The following is a 23,201-nucleotide window of genomic DNA, read 5'->3' as shown; positions in this document are numbered from 1 at the left end:
ATCCTGACACTGCGGATCCGTCGAAGCCAGGACCTCAGGCCGGGCATGATCCTTAGGTGAGGCTGCGCCGTTTCTCAAGCGCCCCGCTAAGAGCGGCGATGACCAGTCCCAAGGAAGCCAGCCCGGCGCCGACCAACGCCGGCGCGGCATAACCCCAGCCCCAGGAGATCACGAGGCCGCCCAGGAAAGCGCCGAGGGCATTGGCCATGTTCAGCGCCGAATGGTTCAGCGAGGCGGCCAGCGTCTGGGCGTTGGGGGAGGCGTCCATGAGGCGTGTCTGCAGCGCCGGGATCAGGCTCGATCCTGCGGCGCCGAGGAGGAAAACGAGTGGAATCGCCAAGGCAGCAACGGACGAGGCCGCCCAGAAGCACACCAGGATCACGATGATCGCCGTCATGACCTGGTAGATGGTCCCCATCACGGAGCGGTCCGCCAACCGGCCGCCAATGAAGGTGCCGACGACCATACCCAGCCCGTAGAGACCGACAATCAGCGGCAGGGCGGCCGGGGCCAGGCCCGTCACTTCGGTCATGGTGGGGCTGATGTAGGAATATACGGCGAAGAATCCGCCGAAACCGACTACGCCAATCAACAGCGCCAGCCAGACCTGGATCCGTTTCAGGGCGCCGAGTTCCCGGCGGATGCCGGCCTCTGCGTGCGCGGGGCTGAAGGGGACCAGACGCTGGATCATCAGTACGGTCACCGCGCCCACGATGCCCACGGCCACGAACATCAGCCGCCAGCCGTATTGCTGGCCCAGCCACGTCACCAACGGCACGCCGACGACGTTGGCCACGGAGAGCCCCAGCATGACCATGGCGACGGCCTGCGCGCGGCGGGTGGGGGAGACCAGCGAGGCGGCCAAGACGGCGGCCACGCCGAAGTAGGCGCCGTGCGGCAGGCCGGAAATGAACCGGGTGACCAGCATCGTGGCGTAGTCGGGCGCGAACACTGACGAGAGGTTCCCGAGCGTGAACAGGACCATCAGCCCCAAAACCATGTGCTTGTGCGGAAGCTTGGCTCCGAGGGCGGCGAGCAGCGGTGCGCCGACCACCACGCCCAGGGCATAGGCGGAAATCAGGTGCCCGCTTTCCGGGATGGAGACGTTCAGCCCGGCCGCCACATTCTGCAGCAGGCCCATGATGGCAAATTCCGTGGTGCCGATGCCGAAGCCGCCCATGGCCAGCGCAACGATGGCCCACGCCGTCCGGCGGTTTTCGGTCTGCCTCCGGGCGGTGGCGAGTGTGGGGGAATTCATGATCGGCTTTCGGTCGAACGGTCAAGTGGGCGCCGGCGCATGGGCGGCATGCCACGGCATGCGCCACGGGCGGCAGTTGCGGGCACCGGCTGTCACTGTACGGCAACGCGACCGCCCGGCATCCCATTCCGGACCCGTGTGGCCTGTGGGCTGCGGCATAGTCCGGGCCGGGCGGGTCGGGAGCGACCGGCACCGTAGACTGATCGGCGTGCAACTGAGCCTGAAACAGATTGTGGGGGCAGCCATCTTCGATGCCCGCGAAGCCCCGAGCAGATTACTGGCGGCCCGGCGCTCCGCGCCAGAGGCGCTGGCCGGCCTGTGGGAGTTCCCCGGCGGCAAAGTGGAGCCCGGGGAGAGCTGCGAGGACGCCCTGCGCCGCGAAATCCGCGAAGAACTGGGAGTCGGAATAGAGCTGGGAGCCGAAGTCTTCGGTCCGCTCCCGCAGGGGTGGCCGCTGAATGAAGCGGCGGCCATGCGGGTATGGTGTGCCTACATCACCGACGGACTGCCGCAGCCGCTGCAAGACCACGACGAATTGCGCTGGGTCCGGCTGGAGGCGGCAGAAGCCGCGGCCTTGCCCTGGATCCCCGCCGATTTTCCGATCCTCGAAGCTGTGCTCACCGCTGCAGGCGACACCGCCAACCGTCCCGCCTGACGGCTCCGCCGGACCCCTGCGGGCCGCAGCATTGCGGGCCTCAGAACAAGGTCGCCTGTGCCGCTGCGCCCGGCATGCCGGACGGCGCCGCCGGGCGATCCGCCGGCGGCCGAACCGCCACGTCGCGCAGCCGGGCTGAATTTTCCAAACCGTGCCGGCGCTTGGCTTCCCCGACCCGGGCTGCCAGCCAACGCCGGTAATCCTTGGCGGCATACGTGCCGCCGTCGTAGAGGCGGCGGTACCTGCCGACCAGTTGCGGGTATTCCTTGGCAAGCCACTGCAGGTACCATTCCCTGGCGCCCGGACGCAGGTGCAGCGCGCCCGCCGTCATGCTGGTGGCCCCGGCGGCAGCCACGGCCGCGCAGAGCTCGTCGAGCGCGTCCTCCGAGTCCGTCAGCCAGGGCAGGATCGGCATGGCCATGACCGAACATGGCAGGCCGGCGTCGCTCAGCTTGGCGATCAGCTCCAGCCGGGCCCGCGGGGTCGGTGTTCCCGGCTCCACGCGGTGCGCCAATCCGGCGTCGGTCATGGCGAGAGAAATCCCCATGCCGACGTCAACGTCCTTGGCCGCCTCGCGCAGCAGCGGCAGGTCACGGGCCAGCAAGGTGCCCTTGGTCAGGATCGAAAACGGCGTTCCCGACCCGGCCAGGGCCCTGATGATCTCCGGCATCAGCTTGTAGCGACCCTCGGCCCGCTGGTAAGGATCTGTGTTGGTGCCCATGGCTACGTGTTCGCGTTTCCAGGATGGCCTGGCAAGCTCGCGGCGGAGAACCTCGCCCACGTTCACCTTGACGACCAACTGGGTGTCAAAATCAAGCCCGGTGTCCAAGTCAAGGTAGCTGTGGGTCTTGCGGGCGAAGCAATACACGCAGGCGTGGCTGCAGCCACGGTAGGGGTTGATGGTCCATTCGAACGGCATCCGCGACCCTGCGCCCACCCGGTTCAGCGCCGACTTGGCCATGACCTCATGGAACGTAATGCCGGCGAAGCCGGGGGTCTGGACGCTCCGGACCAGTCCGGACAACGGAAGCAGGGCGCCGGGTTCCGCTTGCTGGGAGGACCACCTCATGCTTTAAGTAGAACACATCTTCGAAGCATGCGACAGGTTTAGGGTCCGCAGGAAATCAGCCCGCCGCCCGTTTGGGCCGCGCAGCGCGCCGTCCCGGTCCTCGCCGCACCGGCCGCTCCGCGTAGCCGCCCGACTGCAGCCCGGCCAACCGCTCGAAGACGTTCCGGGACGCCGGGTCGCCGGTCCGCCACCACGACCATGCAACGGCGCACGCGTACAGCGGCAGGAACGGCAGGCCGAGGCACCAGGCATATTGGCTGCTGTGGCGGGACTCGTGGCCCAGCAGCACCGGATTGCCGGCCAGTCCCGCCGCGGCGTCGCGGAACAGCACCACGTTGCCCACGGTAAAGGCAGCGGCCTTCGGCAGCCCGGGACGGAAGCCGTGGGCCAGGATCAGGCCGTGCGGGCCGGGGTGCAGGCTGCAGCGGACCGCGGCGGCGAGGGCCAGCCCCAGCAGGGTGGAGCCGTTGAGCAGGTTCCAGGCGGCACGCAGCTTCTCGGACGGCGTCATGGGCTTATCGTAGGCGTTTCGGGTCGGTGCCAGCCCGTGAACTAGACTGGACTGGTTGCCCGTACGCGGGCAGAAGCCCTTTAACCTAATCCGAGGTCCCCACAGCACATGTCTGACGTGACACCCCCAGCCCAGGAGCCGCCCGTGCCGAGCCCCCTCGACGAAGCCGCGGTTGCCGCCGCCGTCGAGCAGGCAGTGATGGCTTTCAAGGCTGCCTCCGACCTGGACGGGCTCAAGACTGCCCGGCTCGCCCACACCGGCGAGAAATCCCCGCTCAGCCTGGCCAACCGCGAAATCGGCAAGCTGGCCAAAGAGGACAAAGCGGCCGCCGGCAAGATCGTGGGTCCGGCCCGCGGGCGCATTAACCAGGCGCTGGCCGCCCGCACCGCCGAACTGGAAGCCGAACGGGAGGCACAGATCCTCGTCGAGGAGGCCGTGGACGTTACCGCGGCCCCGCGCCGCCGCCGTCCCGGTGCCCGGCACCCGCTCTCCACGCTGCAGGAACGGGTCAGCGACATCTTCGTTGGCATGGGCTGGGAGGTCGCCGAGGGGCCGGAGGTGGAATCCGAGTGGTTCAACTTCGACGCCTTGAACTTCAAGCCGGACCACCCCGCACGGGAGATGCAGGACACCTTCTTCGTGGAGCCGCCGGAGGCCCATCTGGTGCTGCGGACCCACACATCGCCGGTGCAGGTCCGCTCCATGCTGGAACGGGACCTGCCGGTGTACGTGCTGTGCCCGGGCCGCACGTTCCGCACCGATGAGCTGGACGCGACCCATACGCCTGTCTTCCACCAGTTTGAAGGCCTGGCCGTGGACAAGGGGCTCACGATGGCCGACCTGCGCGGCACGTTGGAGCACTTCTCGCGCCAGATGTTCGGCGCCGAGGCAAAGATCCGCCTGCGCCCGGCCTACTTCCCGTTCACCGAGCCCTCAGCCGAGATGGACATTTGGCACCCGGGTGCCAAGGGCGGCCCCCGCTGGATCGAGTGGGGCGGCTGCGGCATGGTCAACCCCAATGTGCTGCGCGCTGCCGGCATCGATCCGGAGGTCTACTCCGGTTTCGCCTTCGGCATGGGGATCGAACGCACCCTCATGTTCCGCAATGACGTCCCGGACATGCACGACATGATCGAAGGCGACATCCGCTTCAGCCAGCACTTCGGGATGGAGATCTAGAACTATGCGTATTCCCCTTTCCTGGCTGCGCGAGTACGCGCAGGTTCCCGCAGACGCCACCGCCGAGGACGTCATGGCCGAACTCGTCAAGGTCGGGCTCGAAGAAGAGGACGTCCACCGTCCGTCCGATTCGATCTCCGGGCCGATCGTGGTGGGCCAGGTCCTTGACCTGGTCAAGGAGCCGCAGTCAAACGGCAAGACCATCAACTGGTGCCAGGTCCGTGTGGCGCCCGAAGGCGCCGGACAGCCGCTCGCCGGCGACGGCATCGACCCGTCCGGCGTGCAGGGCATCGTCTGCGGGGCCCACAATTTCGAGGTTGGCGACAAGGTCGTGGTGACGCTGCCCGGCGCCGTGCTGCCGGGGGATTTCCGGATCACCCCGCGCAAAACCTACGGGCACACTTCCGCCGGCATGATCGCCTCCGCCCGGGAGCTGGGCATCGGCGACGACCACGACGGTATCATCGTGCTTTCCCGGCTGGGCCTCGACCCCGAAATCGGCACCGACGCGATGGAACTGCTCGGCCTGACCGACGAGGCGGCCGAGATCAACGTGACGCCGGACCGCGGCTACTGCTTCTCCATTCGTGGCGTGGCCCGCGAATACGCGCTCGCCACCGGCACCGAATTCACCGACCCGGCCAGCCGGGTCGATGTCTCCGCAGCAACCGGCGAGGGACACCCCGTCCGGCTCGAAGACCAGGCTCCGGTCTACGGCAAGCCCGGCTGCGACCGCTTCGTGGCGCGCACGGTCCGCGGCGTCGACCCGTCGCGGCCGACGCCCCAGTGGATGGCCTCCCGGCTGCGCCTGGCCGGCATGCGCTCCATCTCGCTGGTCGTGGACATCTCCAACTACGTGATGCTGGAACTGGGCCAGCCGCTGCATTTCTACGACGCGGACAAGCTCCAGGGCCCCATCGTGGTGCGCCGGGCCAATCCGGGCGAGACCCTGGTGACCCTGGACGGCAAGGAGCGCCGGCTCTCCACCGAGGACCTGCTGATCACCGATGACCGCGGCCCCATCGGCCTGGCCGGCGTGATGGGCGGTGCCGAAACCGAGGTCGGGGACGGAACCGCCAATGTGCTGATTGAGTCCGCCCACTTCGACGACGTCTCCATGGGCCGCACCCGCCGCCGGCACAAGCTGCCGTCGGAGGCGTCCAAGCGCAACGAGCGCGGGGTGGACTGGGAAATCGCGGATGAGGCAGCTCAGCGTGCCGTGGACCTGCTGGTCGAACTCGCCGGCGGCACCGCCGACACCACCGCCACGGATGCCGGGGCACGTCCGGCGCCGGTCGAGATCGACCTGCCCGACGGTTTCGCCTCCCGCCTCATCGGCTTCGAGTACGCCGTCGAGCAGATCGAATCCGCCCTGGACGGCATCGGCGCTTCCATCGAAGCGTACGACGGCGGCCTGCGTGTCACGGCGCCCAGCTGGCGTCCCGACCTGGCCATCAAGGAGGACCTGGTCGAGGAAATCGCCCGGCTGGTGGGCTACGACCGGATTCCGGCCACCCTGCCGGTGGCACCGCCCGGCCGTGGCCTCACCCGTGGCCAGCAGCAGCGCCGCCGCGTGCTGCAGTCGCTGGCCGACGCCGGCCTGACCGAGGTGCTCAGCTACCCGTTCGTGTCCACCGGGCAGAACGAAACCTTCGGAACTCCCGAGGCCGGGTCCACGGTCGCCGCCGTCAAACTGGCGAATCCGATCTCCGCCGAATTCGGGTACTTGCGCCGAAGCCTGCTGCCGGGGCTGCTGGAGACCGCACGCCGCAACCATTCCCGCGGCTTCCGGGACCTGGCGTTGTACGAAGGCGGCCTGGTGTTCCTGCCCGGCGACAAGACCGGGTCCTCGATCCTGCCCCCGCTGGGCGCCAAGCCATCGGACGAGGTGCTCGAGGAACTGCAGGCCGGGATCCCCGACCAGCCCTGGCACGTGGCCGCGGTCCTGATCGGGCACGAGGCGGCCCCGGGCGCAGGGTTCGCACCCCGCCGCTGGGAATGGTCGGACGCACTGGACGCCGCACTGGCTGTCGGCGACGTCCTCGGCATTGAACTGGTCGTCGCCCAGGGACAGCACCAGGCCTTCCACCCCGGCCGCACCGCGCAGTTGTCGCTGCGCACCGGCGAGGTGGTCGGCTATGCCGGCGAGCTGCATCCGAAGCTGCTCCAGGATTGGGACCTGCCGGCGCGGACCGCCGCCATGGAACTGGACGGGGAGGCGCTGTTTGAGGCCGCCGCGGACGTGATCGTGGCCAAGCACCTGTCCACCTACCCCGTGTCCACCCAGGACGTGGCGCTGGTCGTCGATTCCTCGGTTCCGGCCGAGGCGGTCCGCGAGGCGCTGCGGGAAGGCGCCGGCGAACTGCTCGAAGATGTAGCCCTGTTCGACGTTTATTCGGGCACCGGGATCGAACACGGGAAGAAATCGCTGGCCTTCGGGCTGAGGTTCCGGGCGGATGACCGCACGCTGACCGCCGACGAGGCCTCCGCGGCGCGGGCGCAGGCCGTGGAACTGGCCGCAGCCCGCTGCGGTGCCGTTCAGCGGTAACCGGTTACTGCCATGAATGACGACGGCGGGGCCCACCGACGCAGGTGGGCCCCGCCGTCGTGGGGGAAAGGGAAAAGGAACGCATGAAGGCCCAGGTGATACTGCAGCTGGTGCAGCTGCAAAACGGGTTCCCGGCCGCCAGCGAGCCGGACCGGCGTCCCAGCATCCGCGCGCACACCCGTGAAGCCGTCCGCCTGCTGGCGGCGCAGGAACTCAACGTCGACGCCGACCGGATGCGGCTCGCGTTCGACTGCCGCCAATGCCCGCGGGGCAACGACGGCCGGCATGGCCAGCCGCAACTGCTGCTGGACGGTGCTCCGGCGCCCGCCCGCCTGAGCTACGCCCGCTCGGGCCGCTGGCTGCTGGCCGCGCTGTCCTTCCGGCCGGTGCTGCTCGGAGTCGACATCGAAGACGCCTGGGCGGACGCTTTCCGGCCGGAGGACAACATCGATGCCGTCATGCTCACCGAATCGGAGCGGACCCTGGTGGAACAGGCAGCCGACCCCCGCCTGCTGCGGGCCCGGCTGTGGACCAGGAAAGAGGCCGTGCTGAAGTCGACCGGCCATGGCCTGCGGCTGCCGCCGGATACGATCGGCGTCGCCGGTGCGGACGGTGAACCCGAGCTGTCCGGCTGGCCCGGGGAAGCAGGAGACCGTCCCGGGCTGCAACTGCTGGACCTCACGCTGGCGGATGCCGGCGGGGACGTGCCGCCCGGTCTCGCCGCGGCACTGGCGGTGGGCGGGTCGGCCGACCCGAAAATTACCTACCGGGAAACCGTGGCAGTCCACGGCTGAACGGCCAAGGCGGCAGCCGCTCGGCCCGCCCGCCGCCCGCCGCGGGTTTCCTCACCCACCAGCACCGGGAACGCCCGCGTAGCCGCCGAGCCGCGGGCGTTGCCGGCACCTGGGGGCTACGGGGCCAGCAGCAGCTTTCCTGTGGTGCGGCGGGCCTGCAAATCCTCGTGTGCCTGCGCTGCTTCGGCCAGGGAATATTTTCGGCCGATCCGGATGTCCAGGCGGCCGGACAGGACGGCGTCGAACAATTCGCTGGAGCGCCAGCGCCGTTCCTGTGGCGTCAGCAGATGGTCGGCCAGCTTGGGGCGGGTGACGAACAGCGATCCGGCGTGGTTGAGCCGCTGCAGGTCGAACGGCGGCACCTGGCCCGACGCGCCGCCGAAGAGCACGAGCATGCCACGGGTACGCAGGCTGGCCAGCGAACCGTCGAAGGTGGCCTTGCCGACACCGTCGTACACCACGTCCACCCCCGTCCCGGCGGTCAGTTGGTGCACCTTCCGGGCAAAATCGTCGTAGCGGAGAACTTCATCCGCCCCCGCGCTGCGGGCCAGTTCTTCCTTTTCGTCGGTGGACACCGTGGTGATCACCCGGGCGCCCTTGGCTTTGAGCAACTGTGTCAGGATCAGGCCTACGCCGCCGGCACCCGCATGGGTGAGTACCGTCTGGCCGGGCTGGACCCTGAAGCTGGAGTTGATGAGGTAATGCGCCGTCATGCCCTGCAGCGGGATGGCGGCCGCCACATCGTCGGCCACGCCCTCCGGCACCGGGAGCGCGGCCTCGGCGGAGACGACGGTGTACTCCGCGTAGGTGCGGTCGCCTTCGGCGAAGGCGACGCGGTCGCCGGGGGCGAACCCGTCGACGCCGGCGCCGACGGCTTCGACCGTGCCGGCCGCTTCGGAGCCGGGCGTGTAGGGAAACGGGACGTTGTAGACGCCGCTGCGCTCATAGGTCTCGACGAAGTTCACACCGGCCGCGGCCACTTTCACCAGCAGTTGGCCCGGGCCGGGCTGCGGGGTGTCGACCTCGCGCAGTTGCAGTACTTCCGGACCGCCGGGCGCGGCGGCCACGATTGCCTTGGCCATGTAGGGTCTCCTTAAAACGTACTCGGGGCAGTCGGTGCCGGCAGGAATCGGCCACGGGGGGCCGGCCGGCTCTGAAACCATCGTAGGCGCTGCCGTGCCGCGTCCAACCAGCCCCTCCGGCGGCAGCGGTTCTGCATAAATATCCTGTCTGATGCATACTTTTGCTGTATGCTGGATGCCATGACAATCAAGGTTGCAGTGTCCGGTGCCAGCGGTTACGCGGGCGGCGAGGTCCTCCGCCTGCTGGCGAACCATCCCGAGGTCTCCATCGGAGCCATTACCGCGCACAGCAATGCCGGCTCGCGGTTGGGGGAACTGCAGCCGCACCTGCATTCGCTGGCGGACAAAATCCTGGTCGACACAACCGCCGAGAACCTGGCCGGGCACGACGTGGTGTTCCTGGCCCTGCCGCATGGTGCCAGCGCGGAAATCGCCGCCGCGCTGCCGGCAGACACGCTGGTGGTGGATGCCGGCGCGGACCACCGGCTGGTCGACCCGGTGTCCTGGGAGAAGTTCTACGGCACCGCCCACGCCGGCAGTTGGCCCTATGGCCTTCCCGAACTTCCCGGCCACCGGGAGAAGCTGCGGGGCGCCCGCCGCATCGCCGTCCCGGGCTGCTATCCGACCAGCTCGCTGCTGGCGCTGACCCCGGGCTTTGCGGCCGGGCTGCTGGAGCCCGGCGACGTGGTGATTGTCGCCGCCTCAGGCACCTCCGGGGCCGGCAAGTCCGCCAAGGTGCACCTGATCGGTTCGGAAGTCATGGGCGGCATGAGCCCGTACGGGGTTGGCGGAGGCCACCGGCACACTCCGGAAATCGAGCAGGGGCTCTCGGCGGCCGCCGGCGAGGCGGTCACGATCTCGTTTACTCCGACCCTGGCGCCGATGAGCCGCGGCATCCTGACCACGGCCACCGCGCGCGTCAAGCCCGGTACGGATGCCCAGGCATTGCGCCGCGCCTGGGAATCCGCCTACGCGGACGAGCCCTTTGTGCACCTGCTGCCCGAGGGCCAGTGGCCGAATACCAAGTCAGTACAGGGCAGCAACCACGCCGTCCTGCAGTTGGCCTTCGACGAGCACGCGGGCCGCGCCGTCGTCACCTGCGCCATCGACAACCTCACCAAGGGAACCGGCGGCGGCGCCATCCAGTCCATGAACATCGCCCTCGGCCTCGATGAGACCGCCGGCCTGACCCACCAGGGGATCGCACCGTGAGCGTTACCGCACCCAAGGGATTCCGCGCCGCCGGTGCCACCGCCGGCCTGAAAGCCTCCGGCAAGCCCGATGTCGCGCTGGTGGTCAACGACGGACCGCAGCGGGCGGCGGCGGCCGTCTTCACGTCCAACCGCGTGGCGGCCGCACCGGTGCACTGGTCACGGCAGGTCGTCGGCGACGGCCGGGCGGACGCGGTCGTGCTCAACTCCGGCGGCGCCAACGCCTGCACCGGGGCCGAGGGCTTCCAGAACACCCATGCCACCGCCGAGAAAACGGCCGACCTGCTCGGGATTTCATCGGGCGACGTGGTGGTGTGCTCCACCGGGCTGATCGGCGAGCAGTTGCCGATGGACAAGCTGCTGCCGGGCGTCGAAGCGGCGGCAGCGGCCTTGTCCTACGACGGCGGCGCCGATGCGGCCGAAGCCATCATGACCACCGATTCCGTTTCCAAGCAGGCCCTGTTCACCGGCGGCGGGTACAGCATCGGCGGCATGGCCAAGGGCGCCGGCATGCTGGCCCCGGGCCTGGCCACCATGCTGGTGGTCATCACCACGGATGCCGAACTGGCACCGCGGCCGCTGCAGGCGGCGCTGCGCGAGGCCACGCGGTTGACCTTCGACCGGACCGATTCCGACGGCTGCATGTCCACCAACGACACCGTGGTGCTGCTGGCTTCGGGCGCCTCCGGGGCCGTTCCCGCGCTGGAAGACTTCACGGCTGCGCTGACCGGCGTCTGCGCGGATCTGGCCCGGCAGCTGATCACCGATGCCGAGGGCGCCAGCCACGACATCGCGGTCACGACCATTAACGCGGCTTCCGAGCGGGATGCGGAAACCGTGAGCCGCGCCGTGGCCCGCTCCAATTTGTTCAAGACCGCCATTTTCGGCAAGGATCCGAACTGGGGCCGGGTGCTGTCCGCGGTGGGCACGACCGACGCCGCCTTCGAGCCGGACCAGCTCAACGTCAGCATGAACGGCGTGCAGGTCTGCCGAAACGGCGGTGTGGGCGAACCGCGCGACCTGGTGGACCTGAACGGCCGCGACGTGGCCGTGGTGATCGACTTGAATGCCGGCAGCGAAACCGCAACCATCTGGACCAATGACCTCACGCACGAGTACGTGCATGAGAATTCCGCCTACTCCAGCTGAGGACCGACGATGAACACAATGCTGATGGCCCAGGACAAGGCCGCCACGCTGATCGAGGCCCTGCCGTGGATCCAGCGGTTCGCCGGAACCACCATGGTGATCAAGTACGGCGGCAACGCCATGGTCAACGACGAACTGCGGCAGGCGTTCGCCGAAGACATCGTCTTCCTCCACCACGCCGGGATCAAGCCGGTGGTCGTCCACGGCGGCGGCCCGCAAATCAACGCCATGCTCTCCCGGCTGGGCATCGAATCCGAGTTCAAAGGCGGCTTGCGGGTCACCACTCCCGAAGCCATGGACGTGGTGCGCATGGTGCTCACCGGGCAGGTCGGCCGGGAACTGGTGGGCCTGATCAATTCGCACGGGCCTTACGCCGTCGGCCTCTCCGGTGAAGACGGCGGGCTGCTGCAGGCGGTGCGCACCGGCACCGTGGTGGACGGCGAAGACGTCGACCTGGGCCTGGTCGGCGAAGTGGTGGGCGTCAATCCGTCCGCCATCCTGGATTTGCTCGACGCCGGGCGCATCCCGGTGATCTCCACCGTGGCACCGGAAATCGGCGGCGACGGCGAAGGCACCAACCAGGTGCTCAACGTCAACGCCGATACCGCGGCCGCCGCGGTGGCGGACGCTTTGCACGCCTCGCGGCTGGTCATCCTCACCGACGTCGAGGGGCTGTACGCCAACTGGCCGGACAAGTCCTCCTTGATATCGTCGCTGACGGCGGGGGAGCTGCGCGAGCTGCTGCCGCGGCTGCAGTCCGGCATGATTCCCAAGATGGAAGCCTGTTTGAAGGCGGTCGACGGGGGAGTGGAACGGGCCGCCGTCGTCGATGGCAGGATGCCGCACTCGATCCTGCTGGAAATCTTTACCGCAGCCGGCATCGGCACCCAGGTCGTTCCGGACGGAGACGCAGCATGAACACCGCACACACCGTTTCCCCGGCTGCCGGCCTCGCCGGGCTGGAGGGACTGGAAGGCCTGGACAACCAGCAGCTGTTGGAGAAGTACCGCCAGTCGCTGATGGGGGTCTTCGGAACCCCGCAGCGCGTCCTGGTCCGGGGCAAGGGCTGCACCGTCTGGGACGCGGACGGCAGGGAATACCTCGACCTGCTCGGCGGAATTGCGGTGAACGCCCTGGGCCATGCGGACGAGTTCCTGACCGGGGTCGTGGCCGCCCAGCTGTCCACCCTCGGCCATGTCTCGAACTTCTTCACCAGCCCGGCACAGATTGCGCTGGCGGAGCGGCTGCTGCAGCTCGCCGCCGCTCCGGCCGGTTCCAAGGTGTTCTTCGCCAACTCCGGCACCGAAGCCAACGAGGCGGCGTTCAAGCTGGCCCGGCGGAACTCCAGCCCCACCCGGACCAAGATCCTTGCCCTCGAGGGGGCGTTCCACGGCCGGACCATGGGGGCCCTGGCGCTGACGGCCAAGCAGTCCTACCGCGAACCGTTCGAACCGCTGCCCGGCGGTGTGGTCCACCTGCCCTTCGGTGACGAGGACGCCCTCCGCGCCGCCGTCGACGAGTCCGTGGCCGCCGTCGTGCTGGAACCGATCCAGGGGGAGGTGGGCGTCCGGCCGCTGCCCGAGGGCTATCTGAAGGCGGCCCGCGAAGCCACCGAGGCCGCGGGCGCGCTGCTGATTCTGGACGAGGTGCAGACCGGCGTCGGCCGCACCGGCAACTGGTTCGCGTTCCAGGGCGCAGTGGCCGGCGGTGAGCAGATCCTGCCGGACGCCATCACCCTGGCCAAGGGCCTGGGCAGCGGACTGCCGGTCGGCGCGTTGATCACCTTCGGCGCAGCAACCTCGGAGCTCCTGACGGCGGGCCAGCACGGCACCACGTTCGGCGGCAACCCGGTGGCGACGGCGGCCGGCCTGGCGACGCTGCAGGCCATCGAGTCGCGCGGGCTGCTGGCTCATGTGACCGGGCTCGGGGAGCGGCTGCGCGCGGACCTGGCCGGCACTGAACACGTCGTCGAGGTCCGCGGCGAGGGCTTGCTGATCGGCATCGACCTGGATGCCGACATCGCCGCTGCCGCGGTGGCTGCCGCGCTGGAGGCCGGCTTCATCATCAACAACCCCGGTCCGCGCACGCTGCGGCTGGCTCCGCCGCTGATCCTGACCGCCGAAGAGGCCGCCCGGTTCACCGCCGCGCTGCCGGACATCCTGACCACCGCGGCTGCCCGGGCCGCCGCAACCAGCAAGGACGCAACATGACCCGCCACTTCCTGAAGGACACCGACCTCAGCCCGGCCGAGCAGGCGGAAGTGCTGCAGCTTGCCGCTGAGATGAAGCAGTTTCCCTACCGCTACCAGCCGTACGCCGGAGACGGGGCCGGCCGCAAGACCGTTGCCGTGATCTTCGACAAGACCTCCACGCGCACCCGGGTGTCCTTCGCCGCCGGAATCGCGGACCTGGGCGGCGTGCCGCTGGTCATCAACCCCGGCGAATCGCAGCTGGGACACAAAGAGTCCGTCTCCGACACCATCAAGGTGATGGAACGGATGGTCTCCACGGTCGTCTGGCGGACCTACGCCCATGCCGGGCTGGAGGAGATGGCGGCGCTATCCCGTGTGCCGGTCATCAACTCGCTCTCCGACGACTATCACCCCTGCCAGCTGCTGGCTGACCTGCTGACGGTCCAGGAACACAAAGGCAAGCTGGCCGGCCTCACCATGGCCTACCTGGGCGATGCCGCAAACAACATGGCCAACTCGTACCTGCTCGCGGGCGCGACAGCCGGGATGCACGTGCGGATCGCCGGACCCGCCGGACACCTCCCGGACGCCTCGGTCGTGGCCGAAGCCGAAGCGCGCGCCGCCGAAACCGGCGGATCGGTACTGATCACTACGGATCCTGCGCAGGCGCTGGCGGAGGCCGACGTCGTCGCCACGGACACGTGGGTCTCGATGGGGCAGGAGGACGAGAAGGCGGAGCGGCTGGAACTGTTCAAGGACTACGCCGTGGACCAGGCGGCCCTGAAGCTGGCAGCCGACGACGCCGTCGTGCTCCACTGCCTGCCCGCCTACCGCGGCTACGAGATCGCCGCCGAGGTGATCGACGGCCCCCAGTCGGTGGTGTGGGACGAGGCGGAGAACCGGCTGCACGCCCAGAAGGCGCTCATGGCATGGCTGATGGACAAGTCGTCGCTGGCCCCCTTGGCCGGGAGCTGACGGCGATGAACACGATGCCGGCCACCAAGACCGCCCGCCAGGCCAAGATCACCGCGATCCTCACCGGCGAGTCGGTGCGCTCGCAGGCGGAACTGGCCGCACGGCTGGCGGACGAGGGGGTCCAGGTCACCCAGGCCACGCTCTCGCGCGACCTGGTGGAACTGGGCGCGGTACGGGTGCGCGGCCAGGACGGCGGGCTGATCTATGCGGTGCCCAGCGAGGGCGGGGAACGCGCACCGCAGAGCGGCGTGACCCAGGAGATCCTGGACGCCCGGCTGGCCCGGCTTTGTGCCGACCTGCTGGTCACCGCCGAGGCCTCGGCAAACCTGGTGGTCCTGCGGACACCGCCGGGGGCCGCCAACTTCCTGGCGCTGGCCATCGATCACTCGGTCATGCCGTCGGTTCTGGGCACGATCGCGGGCGACGACACCGTCCTGCTGGTGACACGGGACCCGGCCGGCGGAGCGGCGCTCGCCGCGCGGTTCCTGCAGTTCGCCGACGAATCATCGCGCAACGCCTGAACCAATAACCTAGTCGCAGCAGCTGCGGCAGCCGGCGCGGAAGCCGGCGCATGAGCCATCTCCGCCGGCCGGCACGGCAGGGTGCGGAACCGTCACCAGGGCAACCTGGCGGAAAGGGAAGATATAACGTGACGCAGGAACCGAAGAGCACCGGAGCAGGGCACACCAACGAGGGCGCCCTCTGGGGCGGCCGCTTCGCCGGTGGCCCGGCCGATGCCCTGGCCGCGCTGAGCAAGTCCACGCATTTCGACTGGCGCCTGGCACAGTACGACATCGCAGGTTCCCGCGCCCACGCCAAGGTGCTGCACAAGGCCGGGCTGTTGGACGACGCCGAGCTGCAAGGCATGCTCGCAGCCCTGGACCAGCTCGACGACGACGTGCGGTCGGGCGCGTATGTGGCGGCCGAGTCGGACGAAGACGTGCACGGCTCCCTCGAGCGCGGGCTGATCGAACGGGCCGGCGCGCAGCTGGGCGGCAAACTTCGGGCCGGACGGTCCCGCAACGACCAGATTGCCACCTTGGGCCGGATGTACCTGCGCGACCACGCGCGGATCATCGCGGGGGGAGTGCTGGCGACCATTGACGCGCTGCTCAGGCAGGCCCGCCGCTATCCGGATGTTGCCATGCCCGGCCGCACGCACCTCCAGCACGCGCAGCCGGTGCTGCTGTCCCATCATCTGCTGGCCCACGCCTGGGCGCTGCTGCGGGACGTCCAGCGGCTGGCGGACTGGGACAAGCGGGCCGCTGTCTCTCCCTACGGCTCCGGGGCCCTGGCCGGATCTTCGCTCGGCCTGGACCCCAACGCCGTCGCGGCGGACCTCGGCTTTGAATCCGCGGCCTGGAACTCGATCGACGGCACCGCCTCGCGGGACGTCTTTGCCGAATTCAGCTGGGTGGCAGCCATGATCGGGGTGAACCTGTCCCGGATATCGGAAGAAGTCATCCTTTGGGCCACCAAGGAATTCTCGTTCGTGACCCTGGACGACGCCTACTCCACGGGCTCCTCGATCATGCCGCAGAAGAAGAACCCGGACGTCGCGGAATTGGCCCGCGGAAAGGCCGGCCGGCTGATCGGCGACCTGACCGGGCTCTTGGCCACCCTCAAGGGCCTGCCGCTGGCCTACAACCGGGATCTGCAGGAAGACAAGGAACCGGTCTTCGACGCGGCCGACACCCTGGAGCTACTGCTGCCCGCCGTCGCCGGCATGATCGAAACCCTGGTCTTCAACACCGAGCGGCTGGAAGCGCTGGCCCCGCAGGGTTTCGCGCTGGCCACCGACATCGCCGAATGGCTGGTCCGGCAAGGCATTCCGTTCCGGGAGGCACACGAACTTTCCGGTGCCGCCGTCAAACAGGCCGAAAGCCGCGGAGTGGAACTCTGGGACCTGACGGACGAGGAATTCGCCGCGATCTCCCCGGACCTGACTCCGCAGGTGCGCGAAGTGCTCACGGTTGAAGGTTCGCTGGCCAGCCGCAGCTCGCAGGGCGGCACCGCGCCGACCGCCGTGGCCGCCCAGATCGCGGCGCTTGAAACAGGGCTGGAAAGCGCGCGCCGCTACGCCGCCGGCGGCCGCCCCTGAACCCGCCGCGCGGCGGCCATAGTAAGTTACCGGCCGGTAGCAAATGGTGCTGCGGTAGTTTGTGAAGCGACGGGTCAAGAGCCACTGAGCCGAGGGAGCAGGCATGTCGACGCTGAGCCAGGACGAGGAAAAGCTGGTGCCGGAGGGACGGATCGAGCGGATTGACGGCGACTACGTCCTGGCCTTCGACCGACAGCTCGACTACCCGCGCAGCTACATCTGGAGCCTCCTGGCGGAAAAGGACAACGTCGCCAAATGGCTCGGCACGCTTGACGCCGACTGGCAGCTGGGCCATACCTACGAGCTGGACCTGGGCGGAGGCGTCACCAGCGGCACGGTCTTGCAGCTGAATCCGCCGCTCAGCCTGCAAATCAGCTGGGAGGACGAGTTGGGGCAGGAATCGGTCATCGAATGGCGGGTGCTGGAGAGCGACGGCGGGACCCTGCTGCAGTTCCGATCCCGCGCCGAGGGGCCGGACTTCCTCACCGAAGGCAGCGCGGGCTGGCAAACAATACTGGACGCGCTCGGCGCTGTCGCGGCCGGGCGGCCACCGGATCCAGAGCCCGACCGATGGACGCGGCTGCGGGAAGCCTATTCCCGCCAGTACCAGCTCTCGCATTCGATGGGCACCGCCGAAAAGGATTCCGGACGCACCAGCCTGCGCTTCGATCGGTTGCTCGATGCCGCCCAAACCCAGGTCTGGGCGGCCCTGACGGAGCCGGATCTGCTCGGCAGGTGGCTGGGTCCCGGTCGCGTGGAGCTGCAGGCCGGCGGCGCCGTCGAATTCAACCTGCCGGAACGCACGGTTAACGGGGACGTGGAGTATGTGCTCGCCGACAGCCGGCTCGACTACACCTGGACCGCTCCGGAGGGCACCGGGACCGTGCACTGGATGCTGGAACCGGCCGACGGCAAGACCCGCTTGCTGCTGGTGCACAACGTAGGGCGGGAGATTTCGCCCGAAAGCCTGATGGCCCGCTGGCATGCGCGGCTGGATGCCCTCGCCACGGTGCTTGGCGGCGGTCATGTGCATGATTCGGCCCACCGGCTCGAAGCCTTGACGCGCTTCTACCAGCGGGTGCAGCCGGCCTAGTGGACGCAGCCTTACTTCACTGGCTCGGCCGGTCCGCCGTGGACGTTGCTCCGGGGCTGCTCGGCGCCCGGCTGACACACACCACGCCTGAGGGAACAGTAGCCGTCCGGCTTACCGAGGTAGAGGCCTACATGGGCGAGCACGACCCGGGATCGCATGGCTTCCGCGGCCCCACGAACCGCAACAAGGCGATGTTCGGCCCGCCGGGCCACATCTATGTCTACTTCACCTACGGCATGCACCATTGCGTGAATATCGTGTGTGGCCACGACGGCCAGGCCACCGGAGCCTTGCTCCGCGCCGGTGAGATCACGCAAGGCCTTGACCTTGCCAGAAGCCGGCGTGCCTCGGCCAAGAACGACGCGGAATTGGCGCGGGGGCCGGCCCGGCTGGCCACTGCGCTGGGGCTGACGCTGGAGGACAACGGCAGGGCCTTCACCGAGGGGGAACTGGAATTGGCACGACCGGCGGTCCGGGCATCCCATCAGCATGTGCGGACCGGGCCGCGGGTGGGCGTCAGCGGCGAGGGCGGTACCGCCGCCTACCCGTGGCGTTTCTGGCTCGAAGGGGACCCGACGGTCTCGCAGTACCGGGCCGCGAAGCCGCGGCGGCGCGCCGGCAGCGGGTAGGGTAGACGGGTGAATGAACGTCCCCGCGAATCAGTTGAATCCATGGTCAACCGTCTTTCGGAAACGGTCCGGGACTATCCGAAGCCAGGGATCATCTTCCGGGACCTGACTCCTGTATTTGCCGACGGCGAGGCTCTGCACGCCTTGGTGCACGCCTTGATCGACCCGTTCGAGGGCCAGTTCGACGCCGTCGCCGGCGTCGAGGCCCGCGGTTTCCTGCTGTCGGCCGCGGCCGCGTACGCCTCCGGCACCGGAGTCATCACCGTGCGCAAGAAAGGCAAACTGCCGCGCAGGACGATCTCCGAAGATTACGCGCTGGAGTACGGCACGGCCACGCTGGAAATCCATGCCGACGAACTGGTGCCGGGTTCGCGTGTGCTGATCCTGGACGATGTGCTGGCCACCGGCGGGACCCTCGGTGCGGCCTGCCGTCTTTTCGAACGGGCCGGGGTGCAGGTTGCCGGATTCGGCGTGGTCCTCGAACTCTCGGCACTGCGGGGCAGGTCCGCCCTGACCGGACACCGCATCCGCTCGCTGGTGCGTGAATAGCCGGCCCTTAATGCGCCCTTGGCGAAAGGGCACGTGCCCACCCGCCCAGGGTCCTCCTGGCGGAAGAAAATTTACCGCGCCGGTAGTAGAATGGACGGTCTGCCTTTTGGGGAGGGAAAACACGTATGCCTGAATCGCCTTCGGCCCATGCCGAGCTTGAAATTGAGCGCGCCTACGTGGCCGGGCTGTACCGCCGGCTGGAAGAACTGCGCGCCGAAAAACAGGAACAGTTGGCCCGCGTCCGCAGCAGCGGTGCGGTGGGAAGCATGCAGAACATTTCCGAGCGTGACGCGTTCGCAACGATGTACGAGGACCGGCTGGCGCAGCTGAACGCCGTGGATGACCGGTTGGTGTTCGGTCGACTCGATCTGGACGACGGCGACCGTCGCTACATCGGACGAATCGGACTCAGCACAGCAGATCTGCAGCAGTTGATGGTCGATTGGCGGGCGCCGGAAGCCGGGGCGTTCTACCAGGCGACGGCCTTCGAACGGCTGGGTGTTCGGCGGCGCCGCCATCTGATTTTGCAGGGGCACCAGGTCAAGGGCATCGAAGACGACGTGCTGGATCCGACCATGCTCGCCGAGGGCGGCACCCTGCAGGGCGAAGGCGCCCTGTTGGCGGCGTTGAATTCGAAGCGCACCGGAGCCATGTCCGACATCGTCGGCACCATCCAGGCCGAACAGGACCGCATCATCAGGGCCCCGATGTCGGGAATCCTCGTGGTCCAGGGCGGTCCCGGAACGGGCAAGACCGCCGTCGCCCTGCACCGGGCGGCGTATCTGCTGTATTCGCACCGCGAACGGCTGAAGTCCGCCGGCGTGCTGCTGGTGGGACCGTCGAACTCGTTCATGAAGTACATCGAGCGTGTGCTTCCCTCGCTGGGCGAGACCGGCGTGGTGATGTCCACCCTGGGCGGTCTCATGCCCGGGATCCGCGCCGTGTCCGAGAGCAACCCCGCCGTGGCCGAGATCAAGGGCCGCCTGGCCATGGCCGACGTCGTCGCCAACGCTGTAGCCAACCGCCAGAGACTTCCGGCGGAACCGCGCAAGCTCAACGTCGAAGGGACCATGCTGACCCTGACACCGCGCCAAGTGGCACGGGCACGCGACCGGGCACGGGCGACCGGCAAACCACACAACGCCGCCCGGGTGACGTTCGTGAAGATCCTGCTCCGCGAACTGGCGGACCAGTTGGGTGAGGCACTGGAGAAATCGTCCGGACCGGGCAATAACGCCGACCGCGCCTACCTTGTCGAAGACGTGCGCACTTCACGCGATGTGAGGGTGGCGCTGAACCTGGCGTGGATGCCGCTGACTCCGGAGAAGCTGATCGGAGAACTGCTCAGCAAGCCGGCCCACCTCGAGGCAGCCGCCCCCGACCTGACGGAAGCCGAACGCAAGCTGCTGCTGCGCCCCGCGGACGCGCCGTGGACGGAAGCCGACGTGCCGCTGCTCGATGAAGCCGCGGAGCTGCTTGGCGACATGGATGCCTCGGGCGGGCGTGACAAGGCCCAGCGGGATGCGGAGCGGGCCCGCGACGTCGCCAATGCCGAACAGTCGCTGCGGAACGTCGACCAGATGCTGCGTGACATCGGGATCGACGGCGTGGTCAGCGCCGAGGACCTGGCCGGTTACAACCAGGCGCAGCAGACCCGCTTCACGGCTGCCGAACGGGCCGCCGTCGACCGCACCTGGGCCTTCGGCCACATCGTGGTTGACGAGGCGCAGGAGTTGTCGGCCATGCAGTGGCGACTGCTGATGCGCCGCTGTCCGCTCAAGTCGTTCACCGTCGTCGGCGATATCGCCCAGACGAGTTCGGCTGCCGGTGCGGAATCGTGGCAACAGGCACTCGAGCCGTTCGCCGGCGACCGTTGGCAGCTTGAAGAACTGACCGTGAACTACCGCACTCCTTCCCAGATTGCGCAGGCGGCCGTCCGGATGGCCAACGCTGCGGGCCTCGTCGTGTCGGCTCCGAAGGCGGTGCGGGACGGCCGCTGGTCACCGGTTGTGGACCGAGTGCCGGAGGGCCGCATGGTCGAACGGCTTCTGGAGGTCATGCCCGAGGAGCTTGCCGCTGCCGACGGCGGCCTGTTGGCTGTCATTGCCTCTGACCACCGCCTGCCGGAAGTCCGGGATGCGCTGACCGCAGCCTACGGGGCACGCGTGGGCGGGGGTGCCGGGGGGATGGAACAGGACATCAGCGTGCTCGGCCCGCAGGAGGCAAAAGGCCTGGAGTTCGATTCCGTCGTAGTGCTTGAGCCGGCCGAGCTTTTGCACCGTGTCGGTGGCCGCGTCGGAGATCTCTATGTCGCCATGACCCGGCCGACCCAGCGGCTCCGGCTGCTGGCCGAAGGCGACGTCCCCGAGGGCATTGAAGGCTGATAATTTGGTATCCGTGACTAATACGTTTCTCGCTTCCCAACGCAACGACCCTGGTTTTGCCAACGTTTGGCAGGAACTGAAGTGGCGCGGCCTTATCCATGTGTCGACCGACGAAGCCGAACTGGAGAAGCTGCTGGCGGGGGACCCGATCACGTATTACTGCGGCTTCGACCCCACCGCCCCAAGCCTTCACCTGGGCAACCTGGTCCAGCTGCTGACCATGCGCCGGCTGCAGCTGGCGGGGCACAGGCCGCTGGGCCTTGTGGGCGGTTCCACCGGGCTGGTCGGCGATCCTCGGCCCACCGCCGAGCGCAGCATGAACACCAAGGAAACCGTCGCCGAATGGGTGGACCGCCTGAAGGGACAGGTGCAGCGTTTCCTGGACTTCGAAGGTGCGAACCCCGCGCGCATGGTCAACAATCTGGACTGGACAGCCCCGATGAGTGTGCTGGACTTCCTGCGCGACATCGGAAAGCACTTCCGCGTCGGGACGATGGTCAAGAAGGACATCGTCGCGTCCCGGTTGAACTCAGAGGAGGGGATCAGCTACGCGGAATTCAGCTACCAGATCCTGCAGGGCATGGACTACCTCGAGTTGTACCGGCAGTACGGTTGCATCCTGCAGACCGGCGGGTCGGATCAGTGGGGAAACCTCACCAGCGGCATCGAGCTGATCCGCAAGGTGGAAGGCCAGTCCGTTCACGCCATCGGCACGCCGCTGATCACGAACTCGGACGGAACCAAGTTCGGTAAGAGCGAGGGCAACGCCATCTGGCTGGATGCCGACATGTGCAGCCCCTACGCCATGTACCAGTTCTGGCTCAACACCGCCGACGCGGACGTCGTCCAGCGGCTCAAGGTCTTTACCTTCCGCTCCCGCGAAGAAATCGAGGAGCTTGAGCGCGCCGTAGCCGAACGCCCGCATGCCCGTGAGGCACAGCGTGCCTTGGCCTATGACGTGACATCGATTGTGCACGGCCCGGCAGCCACCGACAAGGTTATCGCCGCTTCCTCGGCCCTGTTCGGGCAGGGCGACCTGGCCGAGCTGGACGAGGCGACTCTTATCGCTGCCACTGCCGAGCTGCCCAGCGCAGTCACCGGTGCCGATACCACCGGCATCATCGATCTGTTGGTCCGGTCCGGTCTGGCCGCCAGCAATTCCGCGGCACGACGGACCGTCGCCGAGGGCGGCGCCTATGTCAACAACCAAAAGATCACCGATCCGGACGCCGCGGTCGGCAGTGAACAGTTCCTGCACGGCAAATACCTGTTGATGCGCCGCGGGAAGCGAACGCTCGCCATGGTCGAAGTGTCTGCCTGATCTCGCCGGCGATCGAAACGTCAGCCCCGGCCGCGTCGAAGGGCCCGCAGTCTCCCGTGTTGAGGGGAGGCCGCGGGCCCTTCGGCGTCAGTGGCAGGCGTCACCCGCCGGCGATTTGCGGGCCGCGCCGGTGCCGTGTAATGTTTTCTGAGTCGCCGCCGCTGGTTGTGAAACAGCCGGCAGGAAACGCGGCAAGCCCCTTCGATAAAATGACAGCGATTGTCATGCGCCCGAGTGCGCAGGCAAATTAGCTGGGTTTTTGTGATGGGTTCGTGCCTTTTCTTTAGGTAAATGAAGCGGAAACGCGGATTTGACAGAAAGAAAAGGGATGGAATAAAGTAGAAACATAGCAACGAAGAAAAACAAAAAGAATTTCGGAAGAGGTTCTTATGCAAAGTATTCGTTTGCTCCTGTTGTTTGAGAACTCAATAGTGTGCCAAGTTTGTTGATACCAATTATTTATTGGTTGAAAGTGCCGTGGCGTGCCGCCCCTGTGGTGTGT

At 68.1% G+C, this 23,201-nt stretch carries 20 protein-coding genes; 16 read left to right on the top strand and 4 right to left on the bottom strand.

Annotated elements, in window-relative coordinates:
• Positions 1–52: 52 nt before the first annotated feature.
• Positions 53–1,258 (bottom strand): MFS transporter, encoded by a 1,206-nt coding sequence (locus AC5RVD_RS16240; protein WP_494127494.1) that lies wholly within the window; start codon positions 1,256–1,258, stop codon positions 53–55.
• 214 nt (positions 1,259–1,472) lie between these two features.
• Between AC5RVD_RS16240 and AC5RVD_RS16235 the strand changes: the two genes are divergently transcribed.
• A complete protein-coding gene (locus tag AC5RVD_RS16235; protein ID WP_494113342.1) occupies positions 1,473–1,913 on the top strand; it encodes a (deoxy)nucleoside triphosphate pyrophosphohydrolase in 441 nt (146 codons plus the stop codon).
• A gap of 40 nt (positions 1,914–1,953) precedes the next feature.
• Here AC5RVD_RS16235 and AC5RVD_RS16230 read toward each other — a convergent pair whose 3' ends face one another.
• Together AC5RVD_RS16230 and AC5RVD_RS16225 are read right to left on the bottom strand one after the other, a co-directional pair.
• Complete coding sequence (locus AC5RVD_RS16230; protein WP_494127493.1) at positions 1,954–2,982, bottom strand: Rv2578c family radical SAM protein; 1,029 nt, start codon at positions 2,980–2,982, stop codon at positions 1,954–1,956.
• A 55-nt stretch (positions 2,983–3,037) separates the two neighbouring features.
• The gene (locus tag AC5RVD_RS16225) at positions 3,038–3,493 is read right to left on the bottom strand and encodes a hypothetical protein (protein ID WP_494127492.1); all 456 of its coding nucleotides are present in this window, start codon (positions 3,491–3,493) and stop codon (positions 3,038–3,040) included.
• Positions 3,494–3,601: 108 nt separating this feature from the next.
• Between AC5RVD_RS16225 and pheS the strand changes: the two genes are divergently transcribed.
• The 3 genes from pheS to AC5RVD_RS16210 all read left to right on the top strand — a co-directional run bounded on the left by pheS (position 3,602) and on the right by AC5RVD_RS16210 (position 8,014).
• A complete protein-coding gene (pheS, locus tag AC5RVD_RS16220) occupies positions 3,602–4,672 on the top strand; it encodes a phenylalanine--tRNA ligase subunit alpha (protein WP_494113304.1) in 1,071 nt (356 codons plus the stop codon).
• A gap of 4 nt (positions 4,673–4,676) precedes the next feature.
• A complete protein-coding gene (pheT, locus tag AC5RVD_RS16215; RefSeq protein WP_494127491.1) occupies positions 4,677–7,220 on the top strand; it encodes a phenylalanine--tRNA ligase subunit beta in 2,544 nt (847 codons plus the stop codon).
• Positions 7,221–7,303: 83 nt separating this feature from the next.
• Positions 7,304–8,014, top strand: a complete 711-nt coding sequence (locus tag AC5RVD_RS16210) for a 4'-phosphopantetheinyl transferase family protein (RefSeq protein ID WP_494127490.1) — start codon at positions 7,304–7,306, stop codon at positions 8,012–8,014.
• Between the two features lie 116 nt (positions 8,015–8,130).
• Here the strand turns inward: AC5RVD_RS16210 and AC5RVD_RS16205 are convergent, their stop codons facing one another.
• Positions 8,131–9,096, bottom strand: a complete 966-nt coding sequence (locus AC5RVD_RS16205) for a quinone oxidoreductase family protein (RefSeq protein WP_494113301.1) — start codon at positions 9,094–9,096, stop codon at positions 8,131–8,133.
• A 180-nt stretch (positions 9,097–9,276) separates the two neighbouring features.
• Here AC5RVD_RS16205 and argC point away from each other — a divergent pair, with 180 nt between their 5' ends.
• The 12 genes from argC (at position 9,277) to tyrS (ending at position 22,699) form a co-directional block, all read left to right on the top strand.
• Positions 9,277–10,308 carry an N-acetyl-gamma-glutamyl-phosphate reductase gene (gene argC / locus AC5RVD_RS16200; protein WP_494127489.1) on the top strand — a complete coding sequence of 344 codons (1,032 nt, stop codon included), beginning with the start codon at positions 9,277–9,279 and terminating at the stop codon, positions 10,306–10,308.
• A complete protein-coding gene (argJ, locus tag AC5RVD_RS16195; RefSeq protein ID WP_494127488.1) occupies positions 10,305–11,456 on the top strand; it encodes a bifunctional glutamate N-acetyltransferase/amino-acid acetyltransferase ArgJ in 1,152 nt (383 codons plus the stop codon). Before argC ends, argJ begins: the two co-directional genes overlap by 4 nt.
• Positions 11,457–11,465: 9 nt before the next feature.
• On the top strand, positions 11,466–12,374 hold the full coding sequence (gene argB, locus AC5RVD_RS16190; RefSeq protein WP_493988218.1) for an acetylglutamate kinase: 909 nt from the start codon (positions 11,466–11,468) through the stop codon (positions 12,372–12,374).
• Positions 12,371–13,666, top strand: coding sequence for an acetylornithine transaminase (locus AC5RVD_RS16185; protein WP_494127487.1), 1,296 nt, complete (start codon positions 12,371–12,373; stop codon positions 13,664–13,666). Before argB ends, AC5RVD_RS16185 begins: the two co-directional genes overlap by 4 nt.
• Positions 13,663–14,622, top strand: coding sequence for an ornithine carbamoyltransferase (gene argF, locus AC5RVD_RS16180; protein ID WP_494127486.1), 960 nt, complete (start codon positions 13,663–13,665; stop codon positions 14,620–14,622). The genes AC5RVD_RS16185 and argF overlap by 4 nt, the downstream gene beginning before the upstream one ends.
• Before the next feature lie 5 nt (positions 14,623–14,627).
• Positions 14,628–15,143 (top strand): arginine repressor, encoded by a 516-nt coding sequence (locus tag AC5RVD_RS16175; protein ID WP_493988252.1) that lies wholly within the window; start codon positions 14,628–14,630, stop codon positions 15,141–15,143.
• 50 nt (positions 15,144–15,193) lie between these two features.
• Complete coding sequence (gene argH, locus AC5RVD_RS16170; protein ID WP_494127485.1) at positions 15,194–16,723, top strand: argininosuccinate lyase; 1,530 nt, start codon at positions 15,194–15,196, stop codon at positions 16,721–16,723.
• Between the two features lie 103 nt (positions 16,724–16,826).
• Positions 16,827–17,816, top strand: coding sequence for an SRPBCC domain-containing protein (locus AC5RVD_RS16165; RefSeq protein WP_494113295.1), 990 nt, complete (start codon positions 16,827–16,829; stop codon positions 17,814–17,816).
• On the top strand, positions 17,816–18,445 hold the full coding sequence (locus AC5RVD_RS16160; protein WP_494113294.1) for a DNA-3-methyladenine glycosylase: 630 nt from the start codon (positions 17,816–17,818) through the stop codon (positions 18,443–18,445). Before AC5RVD_RS16165 ends, AC5RVD_RS16160 begins: the two co-directional genes overlap by 1 nt.
• A 42-nt stretch (positions 18,446–18,487) precedes the next feature.
• Positions 18,488–18,994, top strand: coding sequence for an adenine phosphoribosyltransferase (locus tag AC5RVD_RS16155; protein ID WP_493977814.1), 507 nt, complete (start codon positions 18,488–18,490; stop codon positions 18,992–18,994).
• A 125-nt stretch (positions 18,995–19,119) separates the two neighbouring features.
• The gene (locus tag AC5RVD_RS16150) at positions 19,120–21,378 is read left to right on the top strand and encodes a HelD family protein (protein WP_494113293.1); all 2,259 of its coding nucleotides are present in this window, start codon (positions 19,120–19,122) and stop codon (positions 21,376–21,378) included.
• Positions 21,379–21,391: 13 nt separating this feature from the next.
• Complete coding sequence (gene tyrS, locus AC5RVD_RS16145) at positions 21,392–22,699, top strand: tyrosine--tRNA ligase (RefSeq protein WP_494127484.1); 1,308 nt, start codon at positions 21,392–21,394, stop codon at positions 22,697–22,699.
• The last annotated feature ends 502 nt before the right edge of the window (positions 22,700–23,201 follow it).

This window comes from Arthrobacter sp. THG-b23, from assembly GCF_059091265.1.
The sequence above is the reverse complement of the archived record's forward strand: the minus strand, read 5'-3'. Positions and strand labels throughout refer to the sequence as shown.

Excerpts from the sequence above, each read along its gene's own strand:
- pheT (WP_494127491.1), top strand. The coding sequence starts at position 4,677 with ATGCGTATTCCCCTTTCCTGGCTGCGCGAGTACGCGCAGGTTCCCGCA.
- AC5RVD_RS16230 (WP_494127493.1), bottom strand. The coding sequence starts at position 2,982 with ATGAGGTGGTCCTCCCAGCAAGCGGAACCCGGCGCCCTGCTTCCGTTG.
- AC5RVD_RS16240 (WP_494127494.1), bottom strand. The coding sequence starts at position 1,258 with ATGAATTCCCCCACACTCGCCACCGCCCGGAGGCAGACCGAAAACCGC.
- pheS (WP_494113304.1), top strand. The coding sequence starts at position 3,602 with ATGTCTGACGTGACACCCCCAGCCCAGGAGCCGCCCGTGCCGAGCCCC.
- argF (WP_494127486.1), top strand. The coding sequence starts at position 13,663 with ATGACCCGCCACTTCCTGAAGGACACCGACCTCAGCCCGGCCGAGCAG.
- argH (WP_494127485.1), top strand. The coding sequence starts at position 15,194 with ATGAGCCATCTCCGCCGGCCGGCACGGCAGGGTGCGGAACCGTCACCA.
- AC5RVD_RS16150 (WP_494113293.1), top strand. The coding sequence starts at position 19,120 with ATGCCTGAATCGCCTTCGGCCCATGCCGAGCTTGAAATTGAGCGCGCC.
- AC5RVD_RS16165 (WP_494113295.1), top strand. The coding sequence starts at position 16,827 with ATGTCGACGCTGAGCCAGGACGAGGAAAAGCTGGTGCCGGAGGGACGG.
- argB (WP_493988218.1), top strand. The coding sequence starts at position 11,466 with ATGAACACAATGCTGATGGCCCAGGACAAGGCCGCCACGCTGATCGAG.
- AC5RVD_RS16205 (WP_494113301.1), bottom strand. The coding sequence starts at position 9,096 with ATGGCCAAGGCAATCGTGGCCGCCGCGCCCGGCGGTCCGGAAGTACTG.
- AC5RVD_RS16175 (WP_493988252.1), top strand. The coding sequence starts at position 14,628 with ATGAACACGATGCCGGCCACCAAGACCGCCCGCCAGGCCAAGATCACC.
- argC (WP_494127489.1), top strand. The coding sequence starts at position 9,277 with ATGACAATCAAGGTTGCAGTGTCCGGTGCCAGCGGTTACGCGGGCGGC.
- AC5RVD_RS16210 (WP_494127490.1), top strand. The coding sequence starts at position 7,304 with ATGAAGGCCCAGGTGATACTGCAGCTGGTGCAGCTGCAAAACGGGTTC.
- AC5RVD_RS16185 (WP_494127487.1), top strand. The coding sequence starts at position 12,371 with ATGAACACCGCACACACCGTTTCCCCGGCTGCCGGCCTCGCCGGGCTG.
- AC5RVD_RS16155 (WP_493977814.1), top strand. The coding sequence starts at position 18,488 with ATGGTCAACCGTCTTTCGGAAACGGTCCGGGACTATCCGAAGCCAGGG.
- AC5RVD_RS16225 (WP_494127492.1), bottom strand. The coding sequence starts at position 3,493 with ATGACGCCGTCCGAGAAGCTGCGTGCCGCCTGGAACCTGCTCAACGGC.